Origin of the sequence: Gelidibacter pelagius, assembly GCF_017581925.1 — a bacterium.
In the GTDB taxonomy this organism is placed as follows: Bacteria; Bacteroidota; Bacteroidia; order Flavobacteriales; family Flavobacteriaceae; genus Gelidibacter; species Gelidibacter pelagius.
Window position 1 is genome coordinate 173,589 of sequence record NZ_JAGEVG010000001.1, and the last position, 20,846, is coordinate 194,434.

At 36.5% G+C, this 20,846-nt stretch carries 15 protein-coding genes and 1 pseudogene; 7 read left to right on the forward strand and 9 right to left on the reverse strand.

Features of this window, described 5'->3' with window-relative positions; genetic code table 11:
* The first annotated feature begins 118 nt into the window (after positions 1 to 118).
* The 3 genes from J4051_RS00785 to J4051_RS00795 all read left to right on the forward strand — a co-directional run bounded on the left by J4051_RS00785 (position 119) and on the right by J4051_RS00795 (position 5,520).
* Positions 119 to 2,011 carry a cation:proton antiporter gene (locus tag J4051_RS00785; protein ID WP_208231706.1) on the forward strand — a complete coding sequence of 631 codons (1,893 nt, stop codon included), beginning with the start codon at positions 119 to 121 and terminating at the stop codon, positions 2,009 to 2,011.
* Positions 2,012 to 2,153: 142 nt separating this feature from the next.
* On the forward strand, positions 2,154 to 4,943 hold the full coding sequence (locus J4051_RS00790; RefSeq protein WP_208231707.1) for an alpha/beta hydrolase family protein: 2,790 nt from the start codon (positions 2,154 to 2,156) through the stop codon (positions 4,941 to 4,943).
* A gap of 430 nt (positions 4,944 to 5,373) precedes the next feature.
* Entirely contained in the window at positions 5,374 to 5,520 is a 147-nt protein-coding gene (locus J4051_RS00795) for a hypothetical protein (RefSeq protein ID WP_208231708.1), read from the forward strand.
* 308 nt (positions 5,521 to 5,828) lie between these two features.
* Here J4051_RS00795 and J4051_RS00800 read toward each other — a convergent pair whose 3' ends face one another.
* The 4 genes and pseudogenes from J4051_RS00800 to lepA all read right to left on the reverse strand — a co-directional run bounded on the left by J4051_RS00800 (position 5,829) and on the right by lepA (position 12,175).
* The gene (locus J4051_RS00800; protein WP_208231709.1) at positions 5,829 to 7,091 is read right to left on the reverse strand and encodes a glucose-1-phosphate adenylyltransferase; all 1,263 of its coding nucleotides are present in this window, start codon (positions 7,089 to 7,091) and stop codon (positions 5,829 to 5,831) included.
* A 2-nt stretch (positions 7,092 to 7,093) separates the two neighbouring features.
* Complete coding sequence (locus J4051_RS00805) at positions 7,094 to 8,497, reverse strand: glycogen synthase (RefSeq protein ID WP_208231710.1); 1,404 nt, start codon at positions 8,495 to 8,497, stop codon at positions 7,094 to 7,096.
* Positions 8,498 to 8,603: 106 nt separating this feature from the next.
* Positions 8,604 to 9,683: pseudogene (locus tag J4051_RS00810) on the reverse strand (ATP-binding protein).
* Between the two features lie 695 nt (positions 9,684 to 10,378).
* Positions 10,379 to 12,175 carry a translation elongation factor 4 gene (gene lepA / locus J4051_RS00815; protein ID WP_208231711.1) on the reverse strand — a complete coding sequence of 599 codons (1,797 nt, stop codon included), beginning with the start codon at positions 12,173 to 12,175 and terminating at the stop codon, positions 10,379 to 10,381.
* 148 nt (positions 12,176 to 12,323) lie between these two features.
* On the opposite strand from lepA, the gene J4051_RS00820 reads away from it, so the two are divergent.
* From J4051_RS00820 to J4051_RS00830, 3 genes are all read left to right on the forward strand, one after another.
* On the forward strand, positions 12,324 to 14,750 hold the full coding sequence (locus J4051_RS00820) for an outer membrane beta-barrel family protein (RefSeq protein ID WP_236027139.1): 2,427 nt from the start codon (positions 12,324 to 12,326) through the stop codon (positions 14,748 to 14,750).
* 70 nt (positions 14,751 to 14,820) lie between these two features.
* The gene (locus J4051_RS00825) at positions 14,821 to 15,042 is read left to right on the forward strand and encodes a hypothetical protein (RefSeq protein WP_208231712.1); all 222 of its coding nucleotides are present in this window, start codon (positions 14,821 to 14,823) and stop codon (positions 15,040 to 15,042) included.
* Positions 15,035 to 15,232, forward strand: a complete 198-nt coding sequence (locus J4051_RS00830; RefSeq protein ID WP_208231713.1) for a hypothetical protein — start codon at positions 15,035 to 15,037, stop codon at positions 15,230 to 15,232. Before J4051_RS00825 ends, J4051_RS00830 begins: the two co-directional genes overlap by 8 nt.
* A 107-nt stretch (positions 15,233 to 15,339) precedes the next feature.
* On the opposite strand, the gene J4051_RS00835 is transcribed toward J4051_RS00830, so the two are convergent.
* A complete protein-coding gene (locus J4051_RS00835; RefSeq protein ID WP_208231714.1) occupies positions 15,340 to 16,443 on the reverse strand; it encodes a TolB family protein in 1,104 nt (367 codons plus the stop codon).
* A 164-nt stretch (positions 16,444 to 16,607) separates the two neighbouring features.
* Here J4051_RS00835 and J4051_RS00840 point away from each other — a divergent pair, with 164 nt between their 5' ends.
* On the forward strand, positions 16,608 to 17,834 hold the full coding sequence (locus J4051_RS00840) for a M20/M25/M40 family metallo-hydrolase (protein WP_208231715.1): 1,227 nt from the start codon (positions 16,608 to 16,610) through the stop codon (positions 17,832 to 17,834).
* A gap of 143 nt (positions 17,835 to 17,977) precedes the next feature.
* Here the strand turns inward: J4051_RS00840 and J4051_RS00845 are convergent, their stop codons facing one another.
* From J4051_RS00845 to J4051_RS00860, 4 genes are read right to left on the reverse strand one after another with little or no spacing between them, the layout of a single operon-like run.
* On the reverse strand, positions 17,978 to 18,178 hold the full coding sequence (locus J4051_RS00845) for a hypothetical protein (protein WP_208231716.1): 201 nt from the start codon (positions 18,176 to 18,178) through the stop codon (positions 17,978 to 17,980).
* Positions 18,179 to 18,229: 51 nt separating this feature from the next.
* Complete coding sequence (locus J4051_RS00850; protein WP_208231717.1) at positions 18,230 to 18,412, reverse strand: hypothetical protein; 183 nt, start codon at positions 18,410 to 18,412, stop codon at positions 18,230 to 18,232.
* A complete protein-coding gene (locus J4051_RS00855; RefSeq protein WP_208231718.1) occupies positions 18,409 to 19,803 on the reverse strand; it encodes a radical SAM protein in 1,395 nt (464 codons plus the stop codon). The genes J4051_RS00850 and J4051_RS00855 overlap by 4 nt, the downstream gene beginning before the upstream one ends.
* Positions 19,793 to 20,536 carry a prolipoprotein diacylglyceryl transferase gene (locus tag J4051_RS00860; RefSeq protein ID WP_236027140.1) on the reverse strand — a complete coding sequence of 248 codons (744 nt, stop codon included), beginning with the start codon at positions 20,534 to 20,536 and terminating at the stop codon, positions 19,793 to 19,795. Before J4051_RS00860 ends, J4051_RS00855 begins: the two co-directional genes overlap by 11 nt.
* Positions 20,537 to 20,846: the final 310 nt, after the last annotated feature.

The window sequence follows — 20,846 nt, forward strand, 5'->3', positions numbered from 1 at the left end:
AGCTAATTTCCTTGCGGTTTTAGCCCATCATTTTTAATTTTATGATATTATTTGCGCTGTTTGAGTCAAAAAAAATAACTTTACCATCTTTCCACAGAAAATAAGATAAACTAAGTATATGATTGAATTATCAGGAATTGTCATATTAGGTATTTTGGCACAGTGGGTAGCATGGAAGTTGAAAATTCCAGCTATTCTTCCGCTAATTTTAATAGGTCTTTTGGTAGGACCATTTGCCGCAGAATACCTTTCAAGCGACGGAACGAAATGGATCCAACCCATATATAATGGCGAAAAGGGACTTTTTCCAGGAGAAAGTCTGTTTTATTTTGTCTCCTTAGCCATAAGTATTATTCTTTTTGAAGGCGGATTGACCTTGCGCATGAAAGAGATCAAAAACATTGGACCGGTCATTACTAAATTGATCACTATCGGTTCAACCGTTACTTTTTTTGGAGGCGCAGTTGCAGCACATTATATATTTTATCTCAGTTGGGAAATGTCTTTTTTGTTTTCGGCATTGATTGTTGTTACAGGCCCGACCGTCATCACGCCTATTTTACGGCATATTCCCCTAAAACAGGATGTTTCTGCTGTTCTGAGATGGGAAGGCATCCTTATCGATCCCATCGGCGCCTTAGTGGCGGTATTGGTTTTTGAATTTATCAGTGTTGATGCTGGTGGTGCGTTTACTAAAACTGCGTTTATTGAGTTTGGAAAGATTGTATTATTTGGAAGTACTTTTGGATTTGCCTTTGCTCACGGACTAAATTTTATCATGAACAAACGCTTGATTCCTCATTATTTACTTAATGTGTTTGCTTTGGCGAGCGTGCTGGGTGTGTTTGTACTAGCTGATGAATTTGCACATGAATCGGGTTTATTGGCCGTAGTAGTCATGGGGATGGTCTTGGGCAATTCCAATTCGCCTTATTTAAAAGAACTTTTGTATTTCAAAGAGTCCTTGAGCATTCTATTGGTTTCTATCCTGTTCATCCTGCTTGCTGCTAACATCAATATGGAAGATTTGAGACTGGTGCTTAATTGGAACATGGTCGCGCTTTTCGCCGTGGTAGTCTTTATACTGAGACCGATTGGTGTTTTCTGGAGTACTTTTAATTCCTCACTAAAATTCAATGAAAAGATTTTTATAAGTTGGGTCGGACCACGAGGTATTGTGGCTGCAGGTATCGCTTCTTTATTTGGTTTGAAATTGGCAAAAAATGGTGTTCAAGATGCTGAATTTATCACACCTTTGGTGTTTATGATTGTGTTAGGAACCGTTATACTGAATGCTACAACTGCACGGTACATTGCAAAACTATTGGGGGTGTTTCTCAAAAAAGCAAACGGTATTTTAATTGTGGGTGCGTCCAAATCATCCCGACTTATTGGTAACTATTTACAGAAAAACGGAAGGCGCGTGGTGCTTCTTGACAATAATCAAATCAATATTTCAAAAGCAAAGGAATTGGGCTTAGAGGGTATTGTTTCTAATGTATACGAAGCCTCTTTGGAGGATAATATTGAGTTGAATGATATCGGTTATATTATTGCCTTGACTGGAAATTCTGATATTAATCAGTTTGCCATCAATAGATTCGGTAAAGAATTTGGTCAAAATGGTGTCTTTAGATTGATTACATCAGATGAATTGAGTGATCCTAATTACGTTCCAAAAGATCATATTTTTATACAAACCGATGATTTTATTTCCTTGACGGAGACGACAAGAAAACATCCTGCCATTAACGAAATAGATATACAAGATAAGGAGCATCTTAAAAGTTTGATAGAATTGAGTGGAAAGGATGATAACATCATTCCTATGTTTTTAAAGGATGAACAGGGTGTATTGCACATCATTTCAGATGTCGACCCAGATGAAGAAAAGTTTACCGAAGGATGGAAATTGGTTTATCTGGGAAAGACCTATGATGTTGAGAAGATTCAAAAGGAAAAGACCTTGACTAAGGAAAAAGAAGCTGCCCCAAATCCGGATGACGATTAGTTAAAAGATATATTTTGAAACTTAAGACACGAGTGGGTTCTGATTTTTCAAATCATGAAATCCGCCATTAATTCATCGCTTTAAAAAACCTAAAAATTTAAGTGGAATCGTTAAATTGAGCTCATTAATCCAACTAAATATTATGAAAATATTTTTTTCCCTCACTTTATTTTTATCAAGTTTACTTGTTTTTTCACAAAAGAAAATCTTAGATCATGCTGATTTGGACCTTTGGAATACTGTTGAAAATGAAAGTATCTCTCCTGATGGGACACATGTTGTTTATGCGCTCCAAAAAGGAGAGCAAGATCAAACTCTAAAACTTAAGACATCCCAAGGAAAACAAGTTTTTGAATACGCCAGAGGAGAAAAAGGTGGGTTCACCTACAATTCTAGGTTTATACTATTCACCATTAAACCTTATAAAGACAGTATAACCGCGCTAAAACAACGAAAAACCAAAAAAGATAAGATGCCTAAAGACACTTTAGGTATCTATAATATAAATACCGGTGATCTTTCAAAAATCGCCAATATAAAATCGTATAAAAAACCTGAGAAATGGTCTGGTTATATCGCATATCAACTTGAAGACATAAAATCTGAAAAAGAAAAAGGTGCTGATTCTATAAAAACGGAAAATAGAATTGATAAAAAGAAGATCAAAAAAGTAAGCAAGCAAAATGGATACCACGTCGTATTGCGTAATTTGATGACCCAGCAGCAGGACACCATTAAGTTTGTAACGAGCTACATCTTTGCTGAAAAAGGAAAATATTTTGCATATACAGCCACTGGAAATGATAAGGAATCTGAAACACGGGTTGTGGTGATGAACCTTGAAAAAAGTGAAACTAATACCATTTATCAAACCAAAAAGGCAAAATATTATCAACTCGCTTTTAGTGAATCGGGTAAAAATTTGGGTTTTGTAGTAGATACGGATACTACCAAAATACAAATCCGTCCCAACGCACTTTTTTATTGGAAAGAAGGCAGCACAATGGCTGAAAAATTAGTAAGTTCCGCGTCTGCTCCTAAAAATTACCTCGTTTCTTCTAATGGAGAGATCCATTTTTCAAAAGATGAATCGAAACTATTTTTTGGATTGGCAAAACCACCAATTATAAAAGATACACTATTAACCGATGATCAAACTGTAAATGTTGAGGTTTGGACCTATAATGAACCCAGACTATATACTGTACAAAAACTACAGGTTAAAAACGATACTGTAAGATCCTATAAAACACTGATTGATTTAAAAAACAATAATAAACTCGTACAATTAGCTACCGCGCAGTTTCCTGATGTAGAATTAGGTAATGAAGGAAACGCTAGTTATGCCTTAGTTGCAAACTCTGAACCTTATGAATTGGAAAGTCAATGGACGGGAAATAGGGCTAAAGATTATGCGGTTGTTAATACAAATACAGGAGAAACAACAGCAGCACTTACCAAATTTACATCTGCAAATTTGAGTCCCAATGCTCAATATGTATATGGCTATAACCCGATGGATACGCTTTGGTTCAGTTATAATATTTCCAATAAAAGTTATAAGACATTAACTAAAGGTTTACAGTTTTATGACGAATTAAATGATGCACCAGATTATCCATCTTCTTATGGTAGCGCAGGTTTTACAAAGGATGACAAGGCATTGATTCTTTATGATCGGTATGACATTTTTAAATTTAATCCTGATTCAGGAGCTTATACAAAACTGACCAATGGGAGAGCATCAAAAACAATTTATCGTTATGTTAAGACAGATGCGGAAGAGCGTTTTTTAGATGACAAAAAAGAATGGTTATTGAGCATTTTCAATGAAACTACCAAAGAAGCTGGATTTGTTTCTTACAATCCAAAATCTGAGAAAATTAAAGCTTTAGTTTCTGGTCCTTATAAATATTCAAAGCCTAAAAAGGCAACTTTATCAGATAAATTATTATTTACCAGAGAATCTTTTCAAGAATTTCCTGATTTAAGGGTCACTGATCCAGATTTTAAAAACGTGAAGCAAATAAGTACCGCTAACCCCCAACAATCGAGCTATAATTGGGGTACTGTTGAATTGGTCAATTGGATCTCGTTAGACGGTCTTGAACTTACAGGATTGCTGGTGAAGCCAGAAAATTTTGATCCTAATAAAAAGTATCCCATGCTGGTCAATTTTTATGAACGCAGTTCAGATGGTTTACATTCGCACAGAGCCCCAATGGCGGGCAGATCTTCCATAAACTATAGTTTTTATAGTAGTAGAGGATATGTGATTTTTGTCCCAGATATTCATTATCGCGAAGGTTACCCCGGTGAAAGCGCCTTTAATTGTGTGATTCCCGGTGTAACCTCAATGATAGAAAAAGGTTTTATTGATAAGGATAATATTGGTGTACAAGGACACAGTTGGGGTGGTTATCAAATAGCTTATTTAGTAACTAGAACCGATATTTTTAAAGCCGCTGAATCTGGCGCACCCGTTGTAAACATGCTTAGTGCTTATGGGGGTATACGCTGGTGGACGGGCTTGAGCAGACAGTTTCAATATGAACATACCCAAAGTAGAATTGGAGGAACACCTTGGGAATATCCACAGCGTTACGTTGAAAACTCACCTATTTTTAACATGGATAAAATAAATACACCTCTTTTAATTTTACATAATGATGCCGACGGACATGTGCCTTGGTATCAGGGAATAGAGTTTTTTATGAGTTTGCGTCGATTGGGAAAACCATCATGGTTGCTGAACTACAATGGAGAACCACATTGGCCAGTTAAATTGCAAAATAGAAAAGATTTTAATATCCGTATGGCACAGTTTTTTGATTATTATTTGAAAGGTGAAGCCATGCCTCTTTGGATGTATAAAGGCGTACCTGCAGTAGAGAAAGGGATTAATCAAGGCTTGGAGCTGATTGAAAACTAGGTTTTTATACTAATTTGACTATAAGATGTCGTTAATAGCAATATGATAATGCCAATTACTCGTGATTGATTTTATGGGTTCTTTCCTCCTGTTTTTACGGTTTCATGTAACCATTCTTTCATAGATTGAAATCTTTGATTTTTTAAGCTATTCTTATCTATTGCCAGACTCGTTCACAAGGATTGAGTTCAGGGCTATACTGTGTGAGCTTCTTAAAAGACATATGCTGTCAGGAACGGCGATGTTCTTAGTTGAATAGAATCCAGCATTATTAGTAACAACGATTTTAAAGCTCTGGTAGATTATCAGAACCAAAAGTTACGACCTGAATCCAATGTTCTTTCTGTTATTGATGTTGAACAAATTAACGGTAAAGAGGGATGAGTGTATCAGAATAAGCGACTGCAACAATTGACTAAAGAACGGATAGATGAACTCAGATTCAGCTTTATTGGCGGCGTATTTGGCTTTCAAAAAGACGGTTGTGGACAAAACCAACATTATCGATCCTCGTGACATTGAAGATGACGAGTTTTTAATGACTGCAAAGATTGATGGTCATCATCAACAAAAATGAAAATATTTTAATGGGAAATTCTGTGCTAAAAGTGGTGAAAATGAAATCATCTATTCTAGCAATCTTAAGAACCAAATAACATTTTAATTCCTTTTAAGGAAACTACAGCAACAACCGTAGGCAATATAGAAATCAACTATCAAAATTTCATGATCAATCGACAAATAAAGGCTAATGGGTGGATAAGCCTAAATAATAGGAAGATAAAAAATCCTGTTTATGAGCTATTTTACTATCTCGTGAACAGGATTTTATTAAGTATTTTTTATTTTCAGTAAAGACCACAACTACATTGTATACCGCGCTGTTTAGATGACCGTTCCATGCGGAATTGTCGCACCTTTTTTGATGACGATAATACCCTCTTTTATCGCATAAGTATCTGTTTCTTCATCTTTTGAATTTTCGTCCACATTGATTCTTACATCATTTCCGATACAGCAATTTTTATCAATAATGGCATTCTTTATAAAGCAACGTTTTCCAATACCCATAGGAATTGTTGATGTGGATGTTACTTCAGAAAGGGTTTGATAAATATCACTACCCATCATATAGGTATTGATAATTGTGGAATCATGCCCTATTCTTGCCCTAATCCCAATGACGGAATTTTCTATTTTTGCTGCGTTAATGATACAACCTTCTGCAATAACTGCTCTGTTGAGGGTAGTACCACTAATTTTTGTGGTTGGCAACATCCGTGCTCTAGTATAAATTCGCTTTTTATTGTTGAACAGATCAAATTCTGGGATTTCATCGGCAAGACCCAGATTGGCCTCAAAGAAGGAGTCAACATTTCCAATATCCGTCCAATAGCCTTCAAATGGATAGCTCAATGTTTTATGTTTGTCAATAGACTGCGGAATAATTTCTTTTCCAAAATCATTGGTATCTGGATTGTTCATAAGATCAATAAGCAGCTGTCTATTGAAGATATAAATTCCCATAGAAGCCAAATGGTTTCGTCCTTGAGCTTTCATTTCCTTGCTTACTTCAGACGTCCAATCGGGCAACAAGCTGGCATCAGGTTTTTCTATAAATGACGTAATGATGCTGTTCTCATCTGTTTTTAAAATACCAAAAGAAGTGGCATCTTTTTCTACTACCGGTAGGGTGGCAATGGTTATTTCGGCTTTGCTTGCCACGTGCGCATCCAACATCTTATTAAAATCCATTTGATATAATTGGTCGCCTGATAATATCAAAGCATATTCAAATTCATGATTCAAGAAGTGGTGCATATTCTGTCGTACAGCATCTGCGGTGCCCTGAAACCAATTACTGCTGGTCATCGTTTGTTCAGCAGCTAAAACGTCAACAAATGCCTGACTAAAGAAACTGAAATGATAAGTATTTTTGATGTGCTTGTTTAAGGACGCAGAATTAAATTGCGTCAAAACAAACATACGTTTGATTTCTGAGTTGATACAGTTGGAAATGGGGATATCTACCAATCTATATTTTCCTGCGATGGGAACAGCCGGTTTTGATCGTGTTGCGGTTAGTGGATAAAGTCGAGAGCCTTGTCCACCACCTAAAATGATAGAAATTACTGAGTCGTGGTACATAGTTATAGAATTAGTGAATTATAGAGATTAATATAAGCTTGAGCTGAAGAATCCCAAGAATGGTCGATTTTCATGATTAAGTTACGATTTTTTTTGAATCTATCGGCATCATTGTAAAAATTAATCGCTCTGTGGATGGCAAAACTACCTTCGTGGACAGTCGCACCATCGTGCAAAATACCAAAACCGTTATCATCAAAATCTTGAACCGTATCTTTTAGTCCGCCAACTTTGTTAACAATAGGCACGGTGCCATAACGTAAGGCATACATTTGGTTAAGACCACAAGGCTCTACACGTGAAGGCATCACTAAAAAATCGGCGGCAGCGTACACAATATGTGCCAAACGCTCATTATAGCCAATGTAGTTGTTGTAATGACCTGGGTGCTGATATTTCAGTTGGTCCAATTGATGTTCTACTGAAGAATCACCAGAACCTAACATGATAATAGATAAGTTTTTATGAACGAGCGAATTATGGAAAATCTGAGGTAATAAATCCGCGCCTTTTTCACCTACCAATCGCCCAATAAAGGCGAATAATGGAAGCTCTGGATTGAGATTGAATTCTTTGCATAACCATTGTTTATTGGCTTTTTTACCAGAAACTACTGTTTTTAATGAATAATTTTGGATTAAATTGTCGTCCGTAGCAGGATCCCATACCTTGTCATCAATGCCATTTAAAATCCCGACACATTTACCGCTTTCGTAGCGTAATAAATCTTCTAAGCCGTTGGCTGCATATTTAAGTTCCTCCATGTAGTTTGGAGACACTGTGGTCACTTTCCATGCACATTTTATTGCTGAGGCGAGCGGATTTATGAGATGTTTCCAATCTAATAACCCAGCTTTAGAAAAATCAAAAGGAGGGATGAGATGTATTTTATTGTGACTGAACCAGCCTTGGTATTGCCCGTTGTGAATGGTGACAACGGTAGGCGTCGTTCTCAATTTATGGTAAGCATAAGATTGTGACATCATAAAAGGAATTAATCCTGTGTGATGGTCATGGCAATGTACAATATCAGGTTTTTTCTCTAATTGTACCAACCAATCCAATGTAGCAATCTGAAATCCTAAAAAACGATTGGTATCATTGGAAGAATACACATAGTCTGTATAAAGTAATTCTGGAATATGAACGAGATAAAGATCATAACCCAAAGTGTTATCCTCAAGTGTGAGGATGTCAAAACCAAAAGGCCTACCTAGATTGAAGCGACCACTAAAGACTCTTTTGAACGTATGGGATTGGGTAAACTTATTATTATAAAATGGCATGATGACACTGCTGGTCTCACCTATTTTATTCTGGTATTTTGGAAGTGCGCCAACCACGTCCCCCAAACCTCCAACTTTGGCAATAGGATAACATTCTGCACTGATATGATATATGTTCATTGGTTAGTTTTATTAGTTCTTTAAAACTACAAAATATTTGAGCATATAGTATACGAATAAAAAAAATAAATTTTAAGGCTTTAGAAAATCAGTAAAATTTGATGTATTAATCAGATTTACTTTGATATGAAGTTTCGAATGATTTAGGAATCTTTACCTTAGCTTTTTTGCCCCACTTAAATTCAAAAGCAGAAATTTCATTGTTGGCTACTTCAACATAATCTATTTCCTGTTGGCTCGTCGTACGCCAAAAATAAGATGTAGCTAATTTTTTATGATAATTATTGAGTTTTAATCGTTAACTGATTAAGAAATTCTCCCATAAGTAACCTTTGTCCTGTCTGGAATTAATGGGTCTAAAATCGTTTATGACGGCATTTCGTATACCATTATCATAAAAGTATATTTTTTGATTACGTTTAATTTCGTTTCTCAAGTTCTTGCTAAAGCTTGGAAGTTTAAAAACGACATCATTGTTGACAAGAATGTCAATATAGGTGCTTACCGTATTTTTGTCAATGCCTAAAAGTTGCGAAAGTTCATTATAACTGACCTCTTGACCCATTTGATAAGCTAAGGCTTGCAACAATTTTTCCATTACTTCTGGTTTTTTTATTGCGTGAAAAACCAATATATCTTTGTATAGGTAACTATCAGAAAGCGATTTTAAGATTTCAATTTCCTCACCTAAATTTATGATTACATCCGGATACATACCAAATAATAGGCGCTGTTCTAATTGTTGTATTGCTTTTAAATGCCCATTATAGTTTTCAAATTCTTCCCATGAAATAAGATAAAGATTATACTGCCATTTTCTTCCTGTCAGGGGCTCGTTGGTCAAATTTTTGATTTCAAATGCAGAAGAACCGCTGACCAAGAGTTGGACGGTTTTAAATTGATCGGTGATGAGCTTTAAGGTTAATCCAATATTTTCAATTCGCTGAGCTTCATCAACGAACACTAAATTATGACTGCCTATAGTCGTTCTTAACTGTTCTGTGTTGGCATTTTGAAGTAGATTCCTAACTGTTGGATCATCGTCATTAAGAAATAAATGTGTTTCACCTTTTAGGATTGAATTCAATAATGTGGTCTTGCCCACTTGCCGTGGACCGATAAGCACAATGGCTTTTCCTTTGCCAATTTTATTGATAATAGATGATTTTATGACGCGCTCAATCATGAAAAACGATTTCAATTCACCAATATTGATGTATTGGAGCAGAAATCTTAGGCTTTTAATAAAAAAATGAAGTTAATTGGTGCCGTACAAATTAAGTATTGTCTCTCAATCATGAGGTTTCTGCCTACTCCACATTCCTGCGAAAGCAGGAATCTTTAGGTTCAACGTAGTTAATCTTATTGTTTTAAAAAAGAAATGAAGTTGATTTGTGCTGTACAAGTCAAGTATCCTCTATCCATTATGATGTTCAACAAAGTTAATTTGAGCCTATCAAAACAAGTACTTGCTCTCCATCATGAGGTTCCTGCCTGCGCCACATTCCTGCGAAAGCAGGAATCTTTAGGTTCAACGTAGTTAATCTTGATGTTTTATTCGATAAAAGGGGTTGGTTTGAGCGGTACAAGTCAAGTATCGTCTCTCCATCATGAGGTTCAACGAAGTTAATTTGAGCCTATCAAAACAAGTACTTGCTCTCCATCATGAGGTTCCTGCCTCCGCCACATTTCTGCGAAGGCAGGAATCTTTAGCTTCAACGTGGTTAATCTCGTTTTAAAAAAGAAATGAAGTTGATTTGTGCTGTACAAAACAAATATTCTCTATCCATTAGGAGGTTCAACGAAGTTAATTTGAGCCTATCAAAGCAAGTGTTGTCTTTTTTATCATGAGGTTCCTGCCTCCGCAGGAACTTTGGAGGGTTAATCGTTCAATTTCAAAACAGCCATAAATGCTTGTTGTGGAATTTCAACGTTTCCTACCAATCTCATACGTTTTTTTCCTTTTTTCTGTTTTTCAAGAAGTTTACGTTTACGAGAAATATCACCGCCATAACATTTCGCGGTCACATCTTTACGAAGTGCCTTAATGGTTTCTCTCGAAATAATTTTAGCACCAACGGCAGCTTGAATAGGGATATCAAACTGTTGACGTGGAATCAATTCTCTCAATTTTTCACACATTTTCTTGCCAATTTCCTGAGCATTATCAGCGTGAATCAAGGCCGAAAGCGCGTCCACAGGTTGCGAATTCAGTAAGATATCCAAGCGTACCAATTTGGAAGTTTTCATTCCCATAGGATGGTAGTCGAAAGACGCATAGCCTTTTGAAACCGTTTTTAATCGATCGTAGAAATCAAAGACAATTTCAGCCAATGGCATTTCAAAAGTCAGTTCCACCCGCTCTGGAGTCAAATAGGTTTGATTGATGACAATACCTCTTTTTTCAATACAAAGAGACATCACGTTACCAACAAAATCAGATTTTGTTATTATAGTGGCTTTAATGTATGGTTCTTCGACTCTATTGATGGTTGAAGGGTCTGGTAAGTCAGATGGGTTATTGACGATAAATGGAACATCCGGATTCTTATTGGTATAAGCGTTGTATGAAACGTTTGGCACTGTTGTAATCACGGTCATATCAAATTCGCGCTCCAAGCGTTCTTGGATAATTTCCATGTGTAGCATTCCCAAGAATCCACAACGGAATCCAAAACCTAAAGCGGCTGAACTTTCTGGAATAAAAACCAAGGAAGCATCGTTAAGCTGTAGCTTTTCCATCGAATTACGTAGCTCTTCAAAATCATCATTATCTACAGGATAAATTCCAGCAAATACCATAGGTTTAACATCTTCAAAACCTTCCACAATATTAGTAGTTGGTCTTGCAAAATCAGTTATGGTATCGCCTACTTTTACTTCTTTGGCGGTTTTGATTCCTGTGATCAAATAGCCCACATCACCTGCTTTAACGCTTTGTTTTGGGATTTGTGTGAGTTTTAACGTCCCCACTTCATCAGCAAAATATTCTTTATCTGTAGCAACAAATTTAATTTTCTGTCCTTTTTTGATTTCGCCGTTAAATACTCTAAAGTAGGTTTCGATACCTCTAAACGTATTGTAAACCGAATCAAAAATCAGGGCTTGCAACGGTGCATCGACATCACCTTTTGGGGCTGGAATGCGTTCAATAACTGCGGCCAGAATCTTATCCACCCCAAAACCGGTTTTTCCACTAGCATGAATGACATCTTCCGGTTTACAGCCCAACAATTCAACAATATCGTCAGTAACTTCTTCCGGATTGGCGCTAGGTAAATCGACTTTATTCAAGATTGGAATAATCTCCAAATCATTCTCTAAAGCCAAATATAAATTAGAAATAGTTTGTGCCTGAATACTTTGTGCAGCATCAACAATTAATAAAGCACCTTCACATGCTGCAATGGAACGTGAAACTTCATAGGAGAAATCAACGTGTCCAGGAGTATCAATGAGATTGAGAACATATTTTTCACCTTTATAGATATAATCCATTTGTATGGCGTGAGATTTTATGGTAATACCACGTTCACGCTCTAAGTCCATACTATCCAGTAGCTGATTTTGTTTTTCGCGTTCGGTTACCGAACCCGTAAAATCCAATAATCGATCTGCCAGTGTACTTTTACCATGATCAATATGTGCTATAATACAGAAATTTCTAATGTTCTTCATAAAAAAAGGGCTAACTAATTTGCAAATATAACTGATTTATTACGCTTTTAGGTGATTTTTATTTATCTAAAAACATTCAGAACTACGGGAATACCGTAATCTTAAGTCTAAAACAATTTATATATTGCATGTCTAAACCAAATTTGATTTGAAACGCTTTTTGAATACCTACTTGTTTTTAGCCCTTATTCTTTTATCTTCAATAGGTTTTTCTCAGGATTACACTATTTCTGGATTTACAGAGGATATAGAGGGACGGCCTGTTGCATTTGCCAATGTCATTGTAATGAACGCTGCAGATTCTTCGATTGTTAAAGGGATTTCAACCAATGATAAGGGTTTTTTTCTTCTCGATAAATTAGCTTCAAATACCTACTTAATAAGATTCAGCTTTATAGGCTTTAATGATGTTAATAAGTCGATTTTGTTGGATCAAGAGCTTGATTTGGGAACCATAGTATTATATGAATCTTCAGAAGAATTGGATGAGGTCAGCATTATCGTAAAAAAACCTACGCTTAAAAAAGAAGCTGATCGGTTGGTATTCAATATTGAAAATACGGCATTGATTGAGGGCAATATGTTTGATGTACTGAAAAGCACACCCGGTATTTTGGTGATGGACAATAATATTCAAGTAAAAAATTCCGCGCCTACGGTTTATATAAACGATAAAAAAGTGCATTTGAGTAGTGAAGAGTTAGTTCAATTGCTCGAAAGTTCATCGGCAAATTCTATAAAATCAGTTGAAGTCATCACCAATCCATCCGCTAAATATGATGCTGAAAGTGGTGCCGTGATCAATATTGTAATGAGTAAAAATTTGGTCACAGGATACCGGGGCAACGTTTTTGCGAATTTCACCCAAGGCGTCTTTCCGCGTTACGATGGAGGTATGAGCCATTTTTTTAAGAACGATAAGATTGACTTTTTTGCCAATTACACCTATTCGCATGACAAAATCAATAGAGGTCAAGTGGATGTGATCAATTATTTGGACGGTGCCAATACTATCGACCAAACTTTTAAGTCCGAAACCAACCGGAATACCTGGTCAAGAACGCATAATTTCAATTTCAATTTCGATTATAGCATTAACGATAAAAATACTTTGAGTTTATCTTCGAACATATTGGTTTTGCCTTATTTTGAATATAAGATTAAGAACAAGACCAATGTTTATGATGCCAACCAAAATTTGGATTATTATTTTGACGCCAATAATCTTTCGGATGATGATAAGTACAATTTAGGATTTGATCTGGATTTTGTACATCAATTTGAGAAAGCAGGGGAGAAACTCTCGGCTAACGCCCATTTCACAACGTATAATTACAACCGGAATCAAAATGTAAAGAGTAATTATTTTGATAAGGACAATAGCTTTTTGGCAACGACGGCTTTTAGAACCGATAACCATCAAGACACTAAAATTTATACTGCAAAAGTTGATTATAACCTGCCCATAGGTGAAGCATCATCTTTGGAGATGGGTGCCAAAGGATCGAATATTCAGAGTGCGAGTAATATCACACAGTTTGATATTGTTAATGGCACAGAAACTATTGATCCTAATAATACCAACGCCTTTGATTATGACGAAACCATTTATGCAGGCTATGTCAATTATGCTAAAGATTGGGAAAAACTAAGTCTGACAGCGGGATTGCGGGCAGAAAAAACATTGGTTGAGGGTCATTCGGCTTTAGATAATCTCACCAACAAAAATGATTATTTAGAATGGTTTCCAACGGCGAGTTTGAATTATGCGTTTTCAGATAATTTTTCGCTTTATACCAATTATAAAAGAAGCATTGGAAGGCCCGATTATCAAAGTTTGAATCCGTTTCAATTTTATTTAAACGATGTGACCATCGTTACCGGAAATCCAAACTTGCAGCCCATTATTGTCGATAATGTGGTCTTGGGGACTTCTTTAGGCCAAGGCGTGTATACGATTGAGGCTTATTATAAAACCTATAGTAATAATATCTTTGAGTTGCCACTACAGGACAATGTCAACAATATTGTGACCTACACACCTTTAAACCTTGATAAAACGGTCGAGTATGGCCTTGACTTCATTACCTATTTCAATATTATTGATCCCTGGTCGGTTTATTTTGTGACCTCATTCTATAACGCTGAAGATCAAGGTGTAATTGATGGTTCTGAGTTTAAGAAAAACCAATGGTCAAATTACAGTGTGTTGAGCAACGATTTGACCTTTCTTAAAGACCGCAGTTTAAATGCCAATTTCACTTTAGTTTATTTGAGCAAAAGTATTAGTGGCTTTAGAGAGGTCAAAGATTTGTTGATGTCCAATCTATCAATTTCGAAAACCATTTTAAAGGATAAGGCCACTATTTCATTAGTAGCTACAGATCTTTTCAATACGCAAGATTATGATGTCAGATCGCGATATTTGAACCAGAATAATTCGACCTTCTTTGATCAAGATACACGCACCATCAAGTTAGGGTTTCGATACAAATTTGGAAACACCAACTTAGAGACCAACCAACGTCGGGTAATTGAATCCGAAACGGAGCGTTTGGAGAAAAAAGAGAATTAAGTTATATAGCGAATTTTGCGTAATTTCAAATCTGTTTTCCATATTTTTATTGAAACTTAAATCATTTAATATGACAACGATAACTGTTAAAAATGGCAGAAAACTATCCAAGACAAATTTTGACTCTTGGGAAGAAGTGCAAGCAGAACTCATATTGATGCAAGAAGATTTTGAACTTGGTAAAGAACATGCGAAAATCTTAAAAGAGAGAGAAAATGAAGCCGATAATGCAGTTGATGATGGTTATTCTTGGGAAGAGTTGAAAGCTGACTTTCGAAGAAAAAATGCATAAACTTTCATTTAGACCACTTGCCAAAGATGATGTTCAAAGCATTATCGAATACTATGATCTCATCAACCCAAAACTCACAGAAGCTTTTCTGATCGAACTGGAGGATTCAATAATTCACATTAAAAGTAGACCAGAAGCTTTTCAAAAACGTTTTGGAGGAGATAAGATTGGTTTCTCTAAAACGCTTTAAATTCGGCGTGTTCTATAAAATGTATGGAGAGAAAATAGTAGTTATAGCTGTCCTTCATACAAGCAGAGATCCAATGATTTGGAAAAAACGCTGATCTCTTAAACGGTTCAGTCTTGCCATTCTGCAACAAATAAATTGGTGTCATGACCGCCACCATTGTGTCTATTGGAAGAGAACATGAGTTTTTTGCCATCGTTTGAAAACACAGGGAAGGCATCAAAGGTATCGCTGTGGGTCACACGCTCCAAACCTTTCCCATCAATTCCGATAATATAGAGATTGAACGGAAATCCACGTTCTGCTTCAAAATTTGAAGAGAAGAGAACACGTTCGCCATCCGGTAGAAAAAACGGACTCCAATTGGCATTTCCAAGGTTGGTCAACTGTCTTAAATCGCTGCCATCGGCATTACAGATATACAGTTCCATCTCAGTAGGCTGAACCAAACCTTCTTTGAGCAAGCTTTTGTATTCTGCAATTTCCTCATCAGTCTTTGGTCGTGACGAACGAAAGATGAGTTTTGACCCATTGGGCGAGAAGAAGGCGCCACCGTCATAACCCAACTCGAAAGTAATCTGTTTGACATCTGAACCATCAATATTCATGGTGTAGAGATCGAGATCGCCATTTCTGGTGGACGTGAATACAATTTTATCGCCTTGTGGAGAGACCGTAGCTTCGGCATCATATCCAGGTTCATTGGTCAATTGTGCAGTGATATTCCCTTCTAAATCCGCTACAAAAATGTCATAGGAATCATAGATGGGCCAAATATATTTACCATCTTTTTTTAAAGGTGCATCCGGACATGCTTCATCACCTAAATGTGTAGAGGCGTAAACAATATGCTTGTTGTCTGGTAAGAAATAAGCACAAGTTGTTCTACCTTTTCCAGTACTGATCATAGGTGGTATTTTATCCTCAAAAGTATCGTCAGCGTTCATTAAAAACATCTGGTCGCAATTGACGTTCCAGTTGGGATTATTGGACTGAAAGACCAATTGTTTATCGTCAAAACTCCAATACGCTTCCGCATTATCACCTCCAAAAGTGATTTGCTTTAAGGATTTGAAATGCTTTTCATCTGGAAAAATTAGGGAGTCTGTAGCTGATCTTTCAATATTTTCAACAACTTCAGGACTGGATTTCTTTTCGTCTTTACAAGAGGTAATGACGATGGATAGGAATAGAATAATAAATAAGCGATTCATAAAATGATTGTTTAAATCTGTGGTTTGAGAATGATCAATTAAATATCCCGCCAAATATCGGGGCTGAACCATCAAAACCTAAAATGTTTCATTTTTACAATTTAGGTTTCCATACTAAAACGACAAATAATGTCTAATTTTGTATAAAATTAACATATATAATCATGAAATCCATAATAGCACTAATTTTTTTCGTCTTTATCACATCTTGCAAACAAGATACCGTCAAAGAAATCGGCATCAAAGATGATATTGCCATCTTGGCTTCCGACACTTATGAAGGTCGAGAAACGGGCACAAAAGGTGAGCAGGAAGCCGCCGAGTACATCTCAGAGCGTTTCAAAGCATTGGGATTGCAACCTAAAGGAACAGATGGGTATTTTCAGAGGTTTAGTTTTAAACCGAAATCCGATCCACATGGAGAGGTAACTTTTGAAAGCAAAGCTACCGACAGCATGATTACGGGTACCAATGTCTTGGGATATATTGATAATAATGCGAAAAACACGATTATTATTGGCGCCCATTATGACCATTTGGGATATGGAGGAGAGGGCTCATTGTACCGTGAAAAGGATAAAGCCATCCACAATGGCGCTGATGATAATGCCAGCGGCGTAGCGGTAATGCTGAATTTAGTTGCTAAATTGAAAAAGACCAACACCAAAAACAATTACTTATTTATGGCCTTTTCGGGAGAAGAGATGGGATTATTGGGAAGTAATTATTTTGTGAAACATCCCACCTTTGATATCAAAACAGCCAATTATATGATCAATATGGATATGGTTGGACGCTTAAAAGCCGATAGTACTTTGGCGGTCTATGGGACAGGTACTTCTCCGCGTTTCAAACAAGTCTTGCATGCGGTAAACAACGGCTTTAAATTGGTTGAAGATGAATCTGGCGTTGGCCCATCTGACCATACGTCGTTTTATTTAAATGATATTCCGGTGCTTCACTTTTTTACTGGACAACATGAAGATTACCACAAACCGAGTGACGATGCCGATAAGTTGAATTATGAGGGCATGGAGCTTATTTCAGATTATATTTTTGATGTGATTGCAGAGCTTGACAATAGCGGAAAATTAGCCTTTAGAAAAACAAAGGACGACAGTGGAGAAATGGCGCGATTTAAAGTGGGCTTAGGCGTGGTACCGGATTATTTGTTTGATGGAAAAGGCATGCGGATTGATGGGCTGAGGGAAGATACACCCGCCTCAAGAGCAGGATTGTTAAAAGGTGATGTGGTGATTAAATTGGGCGACAGCACAATTACCGACATTTATGGCTATATGCGAGCACTTTCAGTTTTTGAGGAAGGCGATCAGACCAAAGTCATTGTGGATAGGAATGGCGAAAAAATTGAAGCGGATTTGGAGTTTTAGGAAGTCACCTTATCACCTAGAGAAAGATGCAAAGAGCCTATTAGTTATTTATATACGATTTCCATGGCCAAAATTCATTCGGCGCTCATCGTCATATTAACGGCGAAAGTATATAGGTTTAGTTATCAGAAAAACAAGATTGGTTAAGAGGATATTAGAACTCCACATATTCCTAAACTGATGACAAGGTAGATCACGGCCAAAATAAAAAGCACCTTTGCGGCTTTTTTCTTTTGATTGTAATTAAGAATGCCACCAATAATGGCCAATACAATTGAAGGCCCTACCATTATTATAATAAGCACGGTCAACAAACCATCTAAATTCGGTTCGATAAACATCATAAAATTTCAGGTTTTAATGTTTCTTGAGGTTTTTTGGTATGATTGAGGAATTCAAGAACCCATCCCGCCACAAATACTCAAACTGATAATAACATAAACAACTGCCATAATAAAAAGTACTTTAGCAGCTTTTCTTTTTTTAGCGAACAATAAAATAAAACCAATAATTGCAAACAAAATCGCTGGACCAAAAAGTAAAAGAACGAGAATACCGACTAACCCATCTAAATTCATAAGGCTTGAGCTTTTAAAATTTCTAAATAGTCTTTTTTGTCATCTCTGTAAAACAAGTTCATGGTTTCAAAAGGAATGATCTTATAATCTTTGTTGACGATATGCACACAGGATTTTTTTATGGCACGCACATCAAAATTATAGGCATCAATAAATTGCATGATGATCACCCTAAACAAGTTATCATAACCTAAATTAGGTGCTTCAATATTGGGCAGGCAGCACATAATCGATTTTAGATTTTCTTCTGCAACTTCTACGGAATTCCCGGTACTGAACAACTCGATCATTTTACCGTGAAGCATTTCATCCTGTTCATAAACTATAGTATTCTTACTATTGTCCAATAAATCATTCGGATTGATATATCGGGTCAAAGGAAAGACTTCGTCACCTAATTTTAAGGCATAGCCCATAACCAAAGCATCAGGGTTGCAAGGCACAGGTAATAAATCATCACTGTTGAAAATCGCTGTCTGTTCTAAAATCTTGCGTCGCACTTCCGTTAAGGTCATCCGATCGGTTTCAGGATTAAAATGTTCTAGTCGGCCAGCAATTTGTGTGGGTTGAAGCGTTACGCCCCTCACGCATTTTTGTTTTAGGGCAAAATCTATAATTTTTCCTATTTCATGATCATTCAATCCTTTTTGAAGGGTAACGACCAAGGTTGTCGAGAGATTCAGTTCATTCAAATTATCCAATGCCTGCTGACGAATGGCTGCCAAATCCGCGCCTCTAAGTTCGCGCAATACGCTGTCCTCAAAAGAATCGAACTGTAAATAAATTTCGAAGTCTGGTGCATAGGTTTTCAATCGGGCAGCGAACGCCTTGTCCTTTGCAATTTTTATTCCATTGGTATTGAGCATCAAATGTCGGATGGGTAATGTTTTTGCATAATCTAAAATCTCAAAGAATTGTGGATGGATGGTGGGTTCACCTCCTGAAATTTGCACCACATCCGGCTCTTTTTCGTTTTTGACAATGACGTCCAGCATTTTTTTGATTTCTTCCAAAGTCCGATGGCGCCCGTAAGTTGGTGAGGAGCCCGCATAACAGGTCGGGCAGGTGAGGTTGCACCGATCCGTAACTTCTACAATGCTCAAACAGGAATGTTGCTCATGATCGGGACACAATCCGCAGTCGTAAGGACAGCCATAATGCGTTTTGGTGTTGAAAATATAAGGCGTTTCAGAGGGTTTGTTGTAGTTGCGGATGTTCTTATAATACTCAATATCATCAGCAATCAATACCTTACTGTTACCATGTTCATTGCAGCGCTTTAGCATATACACATTCCCATCTTCAAAGACGATTTTAGCATCCACACGTTTTAAACAGATATGGCAAAGACTCAAGGTGAAATCGTAATAAGTGTATTTTCTAAGGGGCATATTGGAACAGATTTATGATGGTTTTGTGGTAATAGAGCAAACAAATTAGACAAAGAATTTGGATACTGCTCAATCCGATGACAAAAAAGATATTAGGTTTGATGAATTCGATGAAAAATCGGAAGCTGAAATAGCTGATCATAAAATATTGGAAGAGCATGCCACTTTCTAAATTTTTATGTTTTTGGAGCTGTTTTAGGAAGAGGAACAACAGTATTAAAAACATCAGTTCATATAAGGCAATGGGATGTCGATTTAAGCCATCACCTAAATCCATTCCCATAAAGAAGGTGGTCACTTTACCATAAGTGAACTCATTGATTCCAGATAGAAAACAGCCAATCCGACCAATAAATAAGCCAGCAATAATTGGAAACGTAAACAAATCGCCAGAAGAGCTGGTTTCGCCAATGATTTTTTTTACCAACTCAACACCCAATAAACCGCCAAAAAGTCCACCCATAATGGTTTTGGTATTTAGAAGCTGAATGAGGTTGACTTGAGTAAGTTCAATCATCGGATTTTCTAAAAACCCAACCAATCGAGACCCTATCAAAGCACCAATAACTGCACCCAAAATGATGGATAAGCGATTCATAGAAGAAATGGAATCTTCAGTCCCTTTTCGCAAATACAAATAATATCGGAAACCAATAAAAAACGCCAAATACTCCAATATCAAATGGATATTGATTTGGTAACCGAAAATGATGGGCTCAAAAGGGATGGTCAAAATAACAATGTTTAGAACTTTGAAATTTAGACCAAATTTTGAAAACCACATTGAATTCATCTAGTTCTTTCGAGATCATTCCATTCCTTCTTAATGGAGATTTCATGATAAAAAGTATCAAAAATTAATTGTGATTTTTAAGGGGAGGTAGTTTTAATCCCTGAAAAGGAATTAAAGACGGAAGGATTAGAACACATGATCACTTTTATTAAAAATAAGCATTACAATTTCAATGGAATTTTCATTTTTTAAACGGTATATTAAGGAAATATGCTTATTGACAACGCACTTATGTAAATCTTTGAATATC